Annotated in this window: 14 protein-coding genes; 6 read left to right on the plus strand and 8 right to left on the minus strand. The window is 40.9% G+C overall.

Annotation, left to right across the window (positions count from 1 at the left end):
* The first annotated feature begins 4 nt into the window (after nt 1-4).
* Both AC2JBO_RS20870 and AC2JBO_RS20875 read left to right on the plus strand, forming a co-directional pair.
* Nucleotides 5-1078 (plus strand): T3SS effector HopA1 family protein, encoded by a 1074-nt coding sequence (locus AC2JBO_RS20870; protein WP_496955570.1) that lies wholly within the window; start codon nt 5-7, stop codon nt 1076-1078.
* 100 nt (nt 1079-1178) lie between these two features.
* Entirely contained in the window at nt 1179-1595 is a 417-nt protein-coding gene (locus tag AC2JBO_RS20875) for an acyl-CoA thioesterase (RefSeq protein WP_496955571.1), read from the plus strand.
* A gap of 456 nt (nt 1596-2051) precedes the next feature.
* Here AC2JBO_RS20875 and AC2JBO_RS20880 read toward each other — a convergent pair whose 3' ends face one another.
* A complete protein-coding gene (locus AC2JBO_RS20880) occupies nt 2052-3623 on the minus strand; it encodes a 2-succinylbenzoate--CoA ligase (protein ID WP_496955572.1) in 1572 nt (523 codons plus the stop codon).
* A 185-nt stretch (nt 3624-3808) separates the two neighbouring features.
* Here AC2JBO_RS20880 and AC2JBO_RS20885 point away from each other — a divergent pair, with 185 nt between their 5' ends.
* The 3 genes from AC2JBO_RS20885 to AC2JBO_RS20895 all read left to right on the plus strand — a co-directional run bounded on the left by AC2JBO_RS20885 (nt 3809) and on the right by AC2JBO_RS20895 (nt 7124).
* On the plus strand, nt 3809-4909 hold the full coding sequence (locus AC2JBO_RS20885; protein WP_496955573.1) for a protein kinase domain-containing protein: 1101 nt from the start codon (nt 3809-3811) through the stop codon (nt 4907-4909).
* A gap of 514 nt (nt 4910-5423) precedes the next feature.
* A complete protein-coding gene (locus tag AC2JBO_RS20890; protein WP_496955574.1) occupies nt 5424-6137 on the plus strand; it encodes a PspA/IM30 family protein in 714 nt (237 codons plus the stop codon).
* 51 nt (nt 6138-6188) lie between these two features.
* A complete protein-coding gene (locus tag AC2JBO_RS20895; protein ID WP_496955575.1) occupies nt 6189-7124 on the plus strand; it encodes a phosphate ABC transporter substrate-binding protein in 936 nt (311 codons plus the stop codon).
* A 136-nt stretch (nt 7125-7260) separates the two neighbouring features.
* Here AC2JBO_RS20895 and AC2JBO_RS20900 read toward each other — a convergent pair whose 3' ends face one another.
* The 7 genes from AC2JBO_RS20900 to sixA all read right to left on the minus strand — a co-directional run bounded on the left by AC2JBO_RS20900 (nt 7261) and on the right by sixA (nt 13137).
* Nucleotides 7261-8184, minus strand: a complete 924-nt coding sequence (locus AC2JBO_RS20900) for an NAD(+) kinase (RefSeq protein ID WP_496955576.1) — start codon at nt 8182-8184, stop codon at nt 7261-7263.
* A gap of 7 nt (nt 8185-8191) precedes the next feature.
* Complete coding sequence (gene nuoK / locus AC2JBO_RS20905; protein WP_496955577.1) at nt 8192-8497, minus strand: NADH-quinone oxidoreductase subunit NuoK; 306 nt, start codon at nt 8495-8497, stop codon at nt 8192-8194.
* A gap of 84 nt (nt 8498-8581) precedes the next feature.
* On the minus strand, nt 8582-9181 hold the full coding sequence (locus AC2JBO_RS20910) for an NADH-quinone oxidoreductase subunit J (RefSeq protein WP_496955578.1): 600 nt from the start codon (nt 9179-9181) through the stop codon (nt 8582-8584).
* Nucleotides 9182-9194: 13 nt separating this feature from the next.
* Nucleotides 9195-9779, minus strand: a complete 585-nt coding sequence (gene ndhI / locus AC2JBO_RS20915; RefSeq protein ID WP_496955579.1) for an NAD(P)H-quinone oxidoreductase subunit I — start codon at nt 9777-9779, stop codon at nt 9195-9197.
* Nucleotides 9780-9922: 143 nt separating this feature from the next.
* Nucleotides 9923-11041: an NADH-quinone oxidoreductase subunit NuoH gene (gene nuoH, locus AC2JBO_RS20920; RefSeq protein ID WP_496955580.1), complete on the minus strand. Its 1119-nt coding sequence runs from the start codon at nt 11039-11041 to the stop codon at nt 9923-9925.
* A gap of 352 nt (nt 11042-11393) precedes the next feature.
* Nucleotides 11394-12530 (minus strand): citrate synthase, encoded by a 1137-nt coding sequence (locus AC2JBO_RS20925; protein WP_496955581.1) that lies wholly within the window; start codon nt 12528-12530, stop codon nt 11394-11396.
* A 112-nt stretch (nt 12531-12642) separates the two neighbouring features.
* Entirely contained in the window at nt 12643-13137 is a 495-nt protein-coding gene (gene sixA, locus AC2JBO_RS20930; RefSeq protein WP_496955582.1) for a phosphohistidine phosphatase SixA, read from the minus strand.
* Between the two features lie 93 nt (nt 13138-13230).
* Between sixA and AC2JBO_RS20935 the strand changes: the two genes are divergently transcribed.
* Complete coding sequence (locus tag AC2JBO_RS20935; RefSeq protein WP_496955583.1) at nt 13231-13602, plus strand: pentapeptide repeat-containing protein; 372 nt, start codon at nt 13231-13233, stop codon at nt 13600-13602.
* Nucleotides 13603-13670: the final 68 nt, after the last annotated feature.

Genomic DNA, 13670 nt, shown 5'->3' on the forward strand with positions numbered 1-13670 from the left:
ACAAATGCTACAAACCGCTAGTTCTTCTCTCGATACCTTATACGCAATTGCCCGCGATATTGAAATATCCAAGAATTTTTGCATTCGTCATCCCAGTTTTGAGAAGTTTGCTCTGAGTGCTGATGTAGTCGCGCGTTTCGAGCGAAACCCCGTTCAATTGCAGCATAAATACTATTCGCTGCTGCTGCGAAACTTCATTTTTGGGATTTATTTCAACGCATCGCTACAAAATATCTTAGCTAAACCCCCTGAGCGTATAACTGGAATCTACGCACTGCATCATAACTTAGAGAATAATTCAATTTTGGGAATTGACGAAGAATTTAGAGTGCAACTCCACGAACACAACCACGGTATCGGTTATTATGATTCAGGTTGGGAAGTATTACGACGTGAACCTGATGCAAGTTTAGCCATTATCAAAGATGGCTTGACTATGTACGCTGACAACAGCCATCTAAAACATAATGCACCGACAGCTAAACGTGGCGATGTGATATCTATATCGTTACCCAAAAACCGCTTACAAAATGGATATTACATAGCTGTTTCCAATTTGGGGCAACCTAATTATGAAAGTAACGCAGCACGAATTTACTTCAATATTGCCCAAACAGGCGCCATTCCATTGATTGATATTCTCACTATTGCCCTTAACGAGGAACAAATTCCTTTTTGTTTCCACGTTTTGTGTCATCCTGCTGCCTTTGGACGGTATGACTCATGCATACTCGATTTTGAAAAGAAAGACTTTTTAACAATTCGTAAAGTTTTACAAATTGTTTATTCGCAGCATCAAGTACACTTTCACACCTCAATACCATTATTTACTAAATTTCTGGCGCCGGGACTAGGAGTAGCAGAAGAACCGCAGCAAAAATTTGTATCGAGCGAAAGCTTTGGCATGAACCGATGTCAAATTATCGCGTCAGCGTTGTTACATGCTTGGCATGAAGGCGAAAATTCTATCCAAGGAAGGATGCAATTTATTAAAAATAACTTTGATGAAGTTGGCATAGATTTACAGTATCCTTACCTCAACCCGAATTCGGAAGATATCTATATACCTTTAAGTTAAATTACATCTTGGCAAAATATAGGCGCCTGCGAGTAAAACAGTATAAAGAACTTACTATAATAATTGTTTTTCAAAATAAATTTTTACAGGGTAGCTAGAAATGCCTTTTATATATCAGCGTACAGTTCGGTTTCAAGATACTGATGCCGCAGGTGTAGTATATTTTGCCAACGTGTTAAAAATTTGTCACGAAGCTTACGAAGAATCTTTAGAAGTATCAGGAATTATTCTCAAAGAATTTTTTACTAATTCACCAGTAGCGTATCCAATTATTCACGCCAACGTTGACTATTTTCGTCCCATCGCTTGTGGTGACAAGCTTAAAATTCGTCTCATCCCAGAAAAGTTAACAGAAGAACAGTTTGAAATTAGTTACGAAATCATTATCGCCGATTTAGTTGTTAGTAAAGCTGTTACTAGACACGTATGTATAGATACAGCAACTCGTAAGAAAAGGCAGTTACCGGATGCAATGAATAAATGGTTACAAGAATTGAAGTTTGTACCGATTATATGAACCACCCCACTACAGCATATCCTAAAGTTGATAGTTTTAAATGCTGCACAACAGTTGAAACATACGTTTCTTTGTTCTTTTCTTTATCTAGCTCTTTTTGTTGCTTGCTTTTGAACGTCACTAATAATCACCTCCTTGTCATTACATTGCCTATGCATCTATAATACCAAATGTACAGACAATGTAACGATATTGATGAAAAATAAAACATTGAATTTACGTATAACTGAGCGTAGACTTAATAAGCTAAAGCTATATGCAGCAAGCAAAGAAAAAACGATGACTCAACTAATTGAAGATTGGATTGATAGGTTGCCAAGCACAGAGGTTAACAACTACTCGGACACCCATGAAGGGTGTACCTCCTAGTTGTTGCGAAGCACCATCCCCACCCTATAAGAGGGTGGGGAATTCCGCGACTGTGTTAAAGATTTATTATCACAGGGTAAAATCATTTCAAGAAGTCTTAATACGCAGGTATTCAATAGCAATTTTCTGGACTTCAGCACGATTGATTTTACCTTGTAGATTACGTGGTAATACAGAAACAGTCAGCCAATGCTTAGGAATTTTATACTTACTCAGGCTATACTTTAGAATAGTTTGAATAGCGAAGGTTGACGTATTTGGATATTTTGGCACATAAACAGCAGTAACAGCCTGTCCCCAATATTTATCAGGTATCCCGACTACACAAATATCATTTACCATCTCACTCGCACGAATTTCAGCTTCAACTTCCTCTGGATAGACATTTTCTCCACCAGTAATAATTTTGCTACTGTTACGACCAACTATATTTAAATACCCTTGCTCATCAAAATAACCAACATCATCTATTTTAAAAGTGCTGAGTTCTGAGTGCTGAGTGCTGAGTGCTGAGTGCTGAGTGCTGAGTTCTGAGTGCTGAGTGCTGAGTTCTGAGTGCTGAGTAGAGAGGAGGGGGAGAGAGTTTTTGGAGTAGTAACCTAGGAAGAGAGATTTTGCTTGGATAGTAATTTTGCCAATTTGATTTGCTGGTAATACTTCGTTATTATCATTACAAATCAAAACTCGCGCGTGGGGGAGAACTTGGCCGCAACCTCGTTTACCACTCAGAAAATCATCTGGTTTCAGTGTAACGATTTGTGAAGCTGTTTCTGTCATTCCATAAGTTGGCGCCAACCTAATATAGTGATATCTAGCTTTCACTAACAAATCATCCCAAGCAGGGGCGCCACCTAATAGTACTGTATCAAACTTAGATAACCATATAGTTAACTTTGGGTCTTCCAACAATCTTTGTAGTTGAGTTGGAACCAAGGATATAAAAAAATTAGCTGGGTCAATATCAGGTACTTCCCCAGATACTAATTGTTTGAAAGTCAAAATAGCTAGCTTTCCACCAGTAGTAAACGCGCGTACAAACTGCATCAATCCACTGACATGATACAACGGTAGCAAACAAACCGAATTGACTTGATTGATTTGATGATTGATTTTAAAATACTCAGTAAATCCTTGTACCGAAGCTGTTAGAGTTTCCCAAGTATGGACACAAAACTTAATTTTACCTCCAGAACCACCAGTAGGTATCATAATCAGTGCTGAGTGCTGAGTGCTGAGTGCTGAGTGATGAGTGCTGAGTGCTGAGTGCTGAGTGTTGAGTGCTGAGTGCTGAGTGCTGAGTGCTGAGTGCTGAGTGCTGAGTGCTGAGTGATGAGTGCTGAGTGCTGAGTGCTGAGTGATGAGTGATGCTTCTCCTTTACCCCAAATAATATCAGGCTGTACTAAATCTAAAACCTGGCGCCATTCATTGTCACCCCAGTCAGGGTTACATAAAAAAACTTGGCATTTTGCTTTACACGCAGCAATGAAACTTGCCAGAAACCTAAGAGGGTCGCGTTCTGCAATAATTATTTTGACTCCACTTGAACAACTAGAAGTTAGTTCTACCTCTAAATCTTTAACTAAATTACAAAAGTGTTGCTTATCTATCTCAACAACTGAGTCCGCTGCAAAATTTTGAAAAGCAAGTAGTTCTAACATTCTTTCTTTTGCTCAACAATAAGCGCATTTTAATCCCAATTGGTACGCACCATTGTCATTCGGCGCCAAAGTTATAATTTTGGTGATGATTTTGGTAAAGTCTGATTATCCTGACCATGTGCTTAATTTATCTTTAATTCAGACCTAATAAAATAATATGTAGAAGCAAATCTTCCCTCATTTCTATGACACTGTGTATAAATCCTGACTGTCAGCAGCCTCATAACTCAGACACAACTGTATTTTGTACAAACTGTGGTTCAAAATTACTACTAAAAGAGCGTTACCGTCCGATTAAACTTTTGGGAGAAGGAGGATTTGGAAGAACTTTCCTAGCAGTGGACGAAGATATTCCTTCCAAACCCCTTTGTGCGGTGAAGCAATTTTACTTCTCTAATCAAAATACTCAAGCAAAAGAAAAAGCGACTCAATTGTTTCAACAGGAAGCAGTTCGCTTAAATGCCTTGGGAAATCATCCGCAAATTCCAGCTTTGTTAGCTTCTTCACAGCAAGATGGAAGATTGTATTTAGTACAGGAGTTCATTGAGGGTCAAACTTTGGAGCAGGAATGGCAGCAACAGGGGGTATATGATGAAACCAAAATTCGGCAACTGCTGCAAGATTTGTTACCCGTGCTGCAATTTGTTCATTCGCAGCAAGTAATTCACCGAGATATTAAGCCAGAAAATATTATTAGGAGTATAAAAGACGGTAAACCTGTGCTGATTGATTTTGGTGTTGCCAAACTCATTACTGAAACAGCTTTACTACAGCAAGGTACAAGTGTCGGTACTATGGATTATGCACCTCCTGAACAGATGAGGGGTATGGTTTTTCCATCTAGTGATTTATACAGTTTGGGTGTTACCTGTATTCGCCTCATGACTGGAATGCGTCCTTTGGATATGTATGACGGTTACAATCAAACCTGGAATTGGCGCTCTTTTTTACCCAAAACCCAAGCAGTCAGTAACGAGCTAAATCTCATCTTAGATAAATTACTGCATTACAATCCTCAAGAGCGTTTCCAGTCAGCCCAATCAGTTTTACAAGCTCTTGAACCAGTTTTTTCTCCGGCGCCGACTGTTGTAAAACCTGTTATAAATTCCCAAATTCCGAGAATAGAATCCAATCCTCCTCAAACAACCATCCCAAATCATCGCGTTGATTCTAACTCGCAAAATAGAAGTAAAACTACAAAATTTATTTATTGGTTAATGGGTGAGCAAGCTGGAAAAACAATAGTAAATACTTGGAAGTGGTTGTGGGGTATCCCTATTAATTAAATTTAAATAATATATTTAAGATAATATTAATAAAATATTAAATAAATTTTAATGTAGGGTGTGTGACACTACTAAGATTCTGAAACGAAGCGCAGTGATTTGTGGTGTCACGCACCGACTGATGATTGTGATTATATTATTAAAATTGTTTTTTAAATGTATATTGACAATACTTGATGAATCAGACATTTGTTATATTATGACTTGCGTAATGTGCGTGAAGACCGCAAGTTTTATTAATACGTTGAGGTTGTTTTGTAGCCCAGAGCGCACTGTATATAAAATTAATTGATTGCTTTGCGGAATTTAAAAATACTGGCTTGTAGTATAAGGTGCGTGAAGGCTACAAGCCTTGTTACTACGTTAAGGTTTTTTATAGCCTTCACGCACCCTACGTTTATTCAATACTAACTAATATATCTGATGCCTGCATTTACCCTAGCGTATTTACTGAAGCCGTTTACTACTACTTGAAATTAGACTGGAAGCAAAAATTTTATTACGCGGTAAAGATATGAAAAAAGTAGTCTATTGGTTAATGGGAGAGAGAGCGGGAAGAACTATAGTCGGTACGTGGAACTGGCTGTGGGGACTTCCAGTAGAGCAAGGTGGAAAAGTTGCCGTAGCAGTGGCAGAAGAATCACTACAATCAATGCAGCAATCAGTTCAAAAGCTAGCAGAAGCTGTTGCAATGCAAGTAGGTTCTTACGAAAGAGCTAACAAGAAGTATGAAGAAAAAGTTCAAGAATTAAAACAATTAGAACATCAAGCAGCGCTCGCTCAACGTGCTGGAAATCAAGAAGCCGCGCGCTTGGCAATGTCAAGACTGATTCAAGTTGAACAACTGCTGCCTCAACTTGAAGCGCAGGTTAAGCAAGCAGAACAATATGTCAACGCTTCCAAAGACAAATTAAACCGTGAGCGGATGAAGCTTGAGCAGTACAAAACCGATATGCAGAATATGAAGGATTTGGCGGAAGTCAACGAAGCTTTAGGAGCTATCGCCAAAGTCAACAATGAATTCGATATTGGTTCGGCTCGTTCGCAGTTTGAATCTGCCAAAAACGCCGTTCAGGGCAGAAACTTACGCCAAAACGCTTTGGCTGAGTTATCCGAAAACCCCGCCGAGAAACTTCAGGCTGACCTGGAGCAAATGACCGCAGACGACGAAATTAATCGGCGCCTGCTTTTGTTAAACGATTCTAGTCCCAAACAGCTACCTGAATAAGCTTATATTTACCAATATCTAACTAAACATCTAAACAACCAGAAAAATCATATGGCTCAAAGAAGTGGTCCACCACCAATCGTTTTTATTCTCATATTGTTAGCATTGCTTGGCGGCGGCTACTGGTTTTTCTTTAAGCGCGACCAGGCGCCTACCACAGTTGATACTAACGTTCCAAATACTACTACTCAAACTGATAATCAAACTAGTACTCAAACTGGTACAAGTACAACAATTCCTGCGGCGTTCCCATTACCTGCAAGCGTACCTGCTGGGACATCTGTAAGAATTGATGGTTCTACCAGTATGGTAACTATTAACGAAAGCTTAAAACTAGGTTTTCAAAAACAGTTTCCAGGCGCCAATGTAATCACTAGTGCAGGTGGTTCTGATAAAGGTATTCAAGACCTAATTGCCGGAAGAGTTGATGTTGCAGCAGTATCTCGACCTCTAACTTCACAAGAACAATCACAAGGATTAACTGCTGTCCCTATTACAAATGATGCAATTGCAGTTGTTGTTGGCAAAAGTAATCCTTTCAGTGGTAGTTTGACTATCGCTCAGATAGCAGATATTTTCCAAGGAAAAATAAATAACTGGTCAGCAGTTGGAGGAACAGCAGGAACTATCCGCGTTATTAACCGACCAGCTATCAGTGGAACAAATAAATCATTTCAAGAATTAATACTTAAAGGCACCAATTTTGGTACAACGCCAAATATAACTACATTACCAAGGGATGCGACAACACCCTTACTTCAAGCATTAGGAACTGACGGTATTGGCTATGCGACCTACGCACAAGTTGCGAAACAGCAAACTGTACGAGTTGTTCCTATTGATGGATTGACACCAGATTCCGGAAGTTATCCTTATCAAAGAAAGCTATATTACGTTTACAAAAATCCTGCTAGTCCTGCTGTACAAGCATTCTTAGGCTATACAACTTCCCCTCAAGGACAGCAAGCTTTGGCTCTTGGGAATTAATTTGCAACTGTTTTATCTCCCTAACCCCCCGCGTGGAAGGCTACCGTGTACACATAAATCTCCTTTAGCCTGAAGGGTGAGAGGATTATAAATTCGGGATTTTTTTGAGATGTGTGTACACCGTAGGGGGGGATCATTAATTAGTATGATTTGTACTGCTATATCTAACCCTAGTGCCTGCCCACAACAATTTTTCACGTAGAGTTTGATAATAAGAATTGTTTTCGCGTAGTACAATAAACTTCGCACGGCAATCAGCCATTCTAATGTCAACACGGTGTCCAGGCCAAATTGAAGTAGCCAAAACTCCATCCATCCAAAGCTTTGTACTCAAATCGTAATCTCCTAGCGGCCAAATGCTAACCACCGAACCTGGTGGTAAAACAATAGGACGACTCGAAAGACTCATTGGACAAATAGGGGTAATGGTTAGTGCTTCCATACCATCATGCATGATGGGACCGTTCGCAGAAACTGTATAACCTGTTGAACCTGTGGGAGTTGCAACAATTAACCCGTCTCCAACGTACTGGTCTATAACCTCACCGTCAATTTCAATTTCTAAAATTGATGTAATCATTCGGTCAGCTGAAGCGGGTTTTACACACATCTCGTTCAAAGATAAATACCGCTCAGTTACTGGTTCCAAATTATTCCCATGTCCCTCATAAACCGCTGCTTGCAACATCATGCGTCGCTGAATTGCATAGCGGTCTTCTAGCAACCTGTCCCAAACTTTTTCGGTGTCTTTAAATTCATCTACCGACTCAGTTAAAAATCCGAGGTGTCCTCCGACATTAACCCCTAATATTGGAATCCCAGCAGCAGCTAAATGTCTGGCGCCTGTTAATACAGTACCGTCTCCACCTAGCACTAAAGCCAAGTCTATCTCAAGATTTGCGGAAGCCAAAAATACTGGATAAGGATTATCCTTTGGTCCGCTTGGTCCCATCAAGACTTGGCAGTTACGATTTTCTAGTTGTTTAGCGCAAATCTCTGCCCAACGTTTGCTTTGGGCATCGCGCGCTTTATAAGCAATAATTACCTGCTTTAAATCCACACAAATACTACCACTTAAGGAGATTAAACTGCTCCATATCGACAGTATCGCGATTACGATAAATTGCCAATACTATAGCCAATCCTACCGCTGCTTCGGCTGCTGCTACAGTAATTACGAATACAGTGAAAACCTGACCCTTGATTTCTGTTGGGTCAAGGTAGTTAGAAAACGCCATTAAATTTAGATTAACGGCATTAAGCAATAATTCGATAGACATCAACACTCGTACAGCATTACGGCTAGTGATTAAACCGAAAATACCGATACAAAACAGTGCGGCAGCAAGTAACAAAAAGTACTGAAGTTGCATAAATTCCTTTGAAGAGGTAGGGTGCGTGACGCTACAACAATTTCTCAACGAAGCAATCATCTGGTAGCGTCACGCACCAAAATTTTATTCATTTTCACTCGTTGAGACTAACTCTCTCGGACGTTCGGGTAAAGTCAAAACTGTTTGTGGCAAGCCTGAAGCTGTAACTTCAGGTAAGTACTCGCGACGCGCCAAGATAATCGCACCAACCATTGCTATTAGCAACAGTACTGAAGCAAGTTCAAATGGTAACAAATAATCACTAAAGAAATGTTCACCAATCAGTACAATGGGGTTTCCGGCTGGAACAGCTGTAGATATCGACCAAGGAGTCGCAATGACCATTGCACTAAGTAGTGCAAACAGCCCAAAACTAACTACTGCTGTCAGTGCCTTCCGTACCCAAGCTGTAGGATAAGGAACAAAATCTTGACGTTTGTTTACTAACATAATGGCAAACAAAATCAAAACGTTGATGGCGCCAACGTAAACGAGTAATTGTGCTGCGGCAACGAAGTCAGCATTGAGCAACAAATACATACCAGCAATGCTCGCAAATACTCCACCCAACAAAAAAGCGGAATAGACGATATTGTCAAATAACACTACACCTAGCGCTGCCCCTATCATCATCAGCGCGAGGATAGCGAACGAAACAGTCTGTACACCGGAAGCTAGATTCACAATACGTTGTCCTTTATTTTTCTGCTTGTTCAACTAAGTCTTGAGGACGCGCGCCTGCACGAGGTGCATCAGCGGGAAGACCGTGGGGTTCCATAACGCCCTTGGGTAAGTACACTAGTTCGCGTAATGGTGTCACCATTGGGTCATTAGTAACTTTGTAAGGTAAGCGACCAAGGGCAACGTTATCGTAATTTAATTCGTGACGGTCATATGTCGAAAGCTCATACTCTTCCGTCATCGACAAACAGTTAGTAGGGCAATACTCAACACAGTTACCGCAGAAAATACAAACACCAAAGTCAATACTATAGTGATTAAGCTTTTTCTTCTTGGTTGCTTTATCAAATTCCCAATCAACTACAGGCAGGTTAATAGGGCATACCCTTACACAGACTTCACAAGCGATACATTTATCAAACTCAAAATGGATTCGACCGCGAAAGCGTTCGCTAGGTATCAACTTCTCGTAAGGATACTGAACAGTAACAGGACGACGCTGCATGTGGTCAAAGGTTACAGAAAGTCCTTCACCAATGTACTTAGCCGCTTGCACCGCTTCTTTCGCGTAGTCACCAACTTGTTTGAGGAATTTAAGCATAGTTTCTCTCTCTCTTTTATTTAAGGTCAGGAGTCAGTATTCAGGAGTCAGTATTCAGAAGTCAGTATTCAGGAGTCAGAAGGTAGGAGTTAAAGCTCCTGAATTCTGACTTCTGAATTTTAACTCCTGACTCCTGACCTTTCTCATCCGCCAAAAGCAACAGGAAAAGCCAATTTCAAAGCCGCTGTCAACAGTAAATTTACCAATGCAACAGGTAGCAAAAATTTCCAACCTAAATCAAGTAGTTGGTCGATACGAACCCGTGGTACTGTCCAACGTAACAAAATTGCTAAGAATACGAGGAAGTAGGCTTTAAGTAAAGTCATAGTTATACCCACTGTGGCGGCCGCAACCTGCAACACTGGGTCTGTAACGCTGACTCCCAACCAATTAGCTATCAAGTTTATTGGAATTGGAAAATCCCAACCACCAAGATATAAAACAGCTACAAGTAAGGCAGAGAGTACAAGGTTAACGTAGGAGCTAAGGTAAAACAGTGCGAACTTCATCCCCGAATACTCGGTTTGATAACCTGCAACTAATTCTTCTTCAGCTTCGGGTAAGTCAAAAGGCATCCGTTCGCATTCAGCCAAAGCTGCTATCCAGAAAATAATGAATCCAACGGGTTGGCGCCAAACGTTCCAACCCAAGATACCGTAACCCGATTGCTGATTAACAATATCAACAGTGCTAAGACTGTTAGACATCATCACAACTGCTAGTACAGAAAGCGCAAGTGGAATTTCGTAGCTAATGGACTGCGCTGCTGCTCGCAACCCACCTAGGAGTGAATATTTGTTATTGGATGCATAACCTGCCATTAACAACCCAATTGGTTGAACGCTGCTAAGTGCAATCCATAAAAATACCCCCATTCCGACATCTGTAATTACCAAGTTTTGTCCAAACGGTACTATGAGGTACGACAAAAATACAGGTAATACAACAATGATTGGACCAAGGGTAAACAGCAATGGGTCTGCCAAAGCTGGTACTACATCTTCTTTAAAAACCAGCTTTAGACCATCTGCAACTGGCGCCAATAATCCTAAAGGACCAATATATTCAGGACCAATCCGCTGTTGTGCTGCCGCTGAAATCTTTCGTTCCAGCCATACACAGACCAATACCCCAACAGTGGCGCCAATCAACATCAGTATCATTGGCAAAGGCATCCAAATCGCCTTTGCAGTACCAGCTGGCAGTCCCAATTCCTTTAGGGAATCTATAAAAGTTCCTTGCAGATCAATTCCTGAGTTCATTTTTCCGCTCTTTAAGTCAACTAAAGGCTAAAGATAACCATCTTTATGAAGTCATTGATTCCGAGTCGTTGACTACTTTACCATTATGTAAATAAATATAAACTTCCTGTAACATTGCTTGCTTTCTTGATTGCGAACAATTAGGTAAGTTTAAGATTTTCTGCAACCCTTTGGGTCATACCCCCATGCTTAGTATATCGTCGGATGGTTTTAGCCCGACGCAAAACCAATACGATTTCTACTTATGGTATTGATAAAGTGCTGAGTGGAAAGTGCTGAGTGCTGAGTCAGTCGAAGAGTTAGGAGTTAGGAGTTATCACTCAGCACTCAGCACTCAGCACTCAGCACTGTTTTACCGTTTTTCTATAGGCGTATAACTTACTTCATGGCGCCCGTTATAGACCTGAGTTGGACGAAAAATACGGTTTTGTTCCAGTTGCTCTTTCCAGTGTGCTAACCAACCAGCTACGCGCGCAATTGCAAAAATAGGCGTAAACAAGTCAGTTGGAATACCCATCTTTCTATACACCAAGCCCGAATAAAAGTCAACGTTAGGGTAAATACCCTTATGGGCTAACTTTTCTTCTACAACTCGTTCCATTTCTTGGGCAATGTCAAAGAACTTATCATGCCCAAATTTGGCAAATAGCTGCTCGGCTAAATCTTGCAAAATAGTCGAGCGCGGGTCTTTAACCTTATAAACGCGGTGTCCAAACCCCATAATTTTGGCTTTGCGCTGGATACAGTCCTCAATATAAGGACGTACATTCGAGACCTCACCAATTTCTTCGAGCATTTGGATAACTTCTTCGTTTGCCCCACCATGCAAAGGGCCTCCTAAAGTTCCCACCGCGCTAGCAACTACAGCGTATGGGTCAGTTAACGTCGATGCTGTTACTCGCGCACTAAAGGTAGAAGCATTCATTGTATGTTCAGCGTGGAGAATCAAACATACATCAAAAATGCGCGCGGCTAATGGGTCAGGCTTTTTCTCGTCCAACATGTACAAGAAGTTGCCCGAATAGTCAAGCTCATCGTGCGGACGTACTGGGTCATTACCTTTTCGCATCAACTGAAATGCCGCGACCATAGTCGGAATTGTCGCAAGAAGGCGAACCACAGCATCCCGAATATATACAGGGTTATGCAAATCGCGCCGTGAGTAAAATAAGCCTAAAGCAGCAGCAGAAGCTTGCAAGGCATCCATTGGGTGGCCGCTTTCTGGAAAAGATTTCATCATGTCGCGGATGCGATACTTAATTCGGCGATGCATCTGAACTTCTTCTTCAAACGCCTTCATTTCTTCCTTATTGGGAAGTTCGTTCCAAATTAAGAGGTATGCAGTTTCTAAAAAGGTACTCTTAGAAGCTAGTTCCTCGATTCGGATGCCACGATATTCAAGAATTCCTTTTTGCCCATCGACAAAACTAATACTAGATTCGGCGGCAGGAATGCCTTCCAAACCGGGCTTGTATTCGCACACCATCATGGCAATACCATCAGAATAGTTAAAAGTTGCTGACTGCTAACTTACCAGAAATACTTACTGCCATAACAGTATCCGTTCTAACAGATTTTTCTGGTGAAACGTCTAATATCCGTTAGAGCAAGTACTTGGGAGGTGTCAACCAAAACATTTGGCCATTACCCAAAGCAGTAGTACTTTCAGGTAGCTTTATCCCGATCATACCCGCTTTTTTTAGGACTATGTTGCCCTTCGCTTCGCCCCACACTATCCGCTCTGCCCAGCTACTTAAAGAAGGCTCATGTCCAACTAGCACCAGCTTATAATCCTTCTCAAATTTTTGCTTAATTAACCAATCTTCTATCCAACCTGATAACGACCCATCAGGCGCCAAGTAACTTGATTCAGATAACTCTTTGCAAAGTCCCGCTTCTATAAGTATTTCTGCGGTTTGACGCGCGCGCACCAAAGGACTGGTTAAAATCAAATCAAACTTGAAACCAATCTCAACAAGTCGTTTAGCAACCTTTTCAGTTTTGTGTCTTCCTTCCTTAGTAAGTTTACGCTCTTCATCTTCAATCGCTTCGCTACGTTCTTCAGCTATACCATGACGAAATAAGTAGAGTTCCATAGTTCCAAAAGCATCCCGATAAGTTTTCCATTTTGGCAGGTAAATTAATAAAATAAGAATAAATCCTTACAAAGCTCCCAATAGTAATTAATCATGGATGCTCTTGAATTGCTACGGCGTTACGAGAAAGGAGAGCGTAACTTCTCAGGTGTTAACTTAAGTCAAGTCAAACTTATTGGCGCCTATTTACCTGGGATAAATTTATGGGGAGCTGATTTGACTGGTGTTAACCTAGCCAAAGCAAAACTATGGGGAGCTAATTTCTCTTTAGCCAATCTAGCCCATGCTAATCTGACGCGAGCTAACATCAGTGGTGCCAACTTTCAGCAAGCAAACCTTCGAGGCGCAAAACTCTACTATATAAAATACTACGGTGCCAACTTTATTGATTGTACCTACGACACTAGTACAAAGTTTTCACGAGGTTTCGACCCTAGCTCATACAACATGCGACTATTTGAATAAGTAGTGAGTGCTGAGTGCTGAGTGCTGAGTGCTGAGTGCTGAGTGCTGAGTGCTGAGTGCTGAGTGCT

Source organism: Calothrix sp. CBUCES-K 9914 (assembly GCF_059640475.1).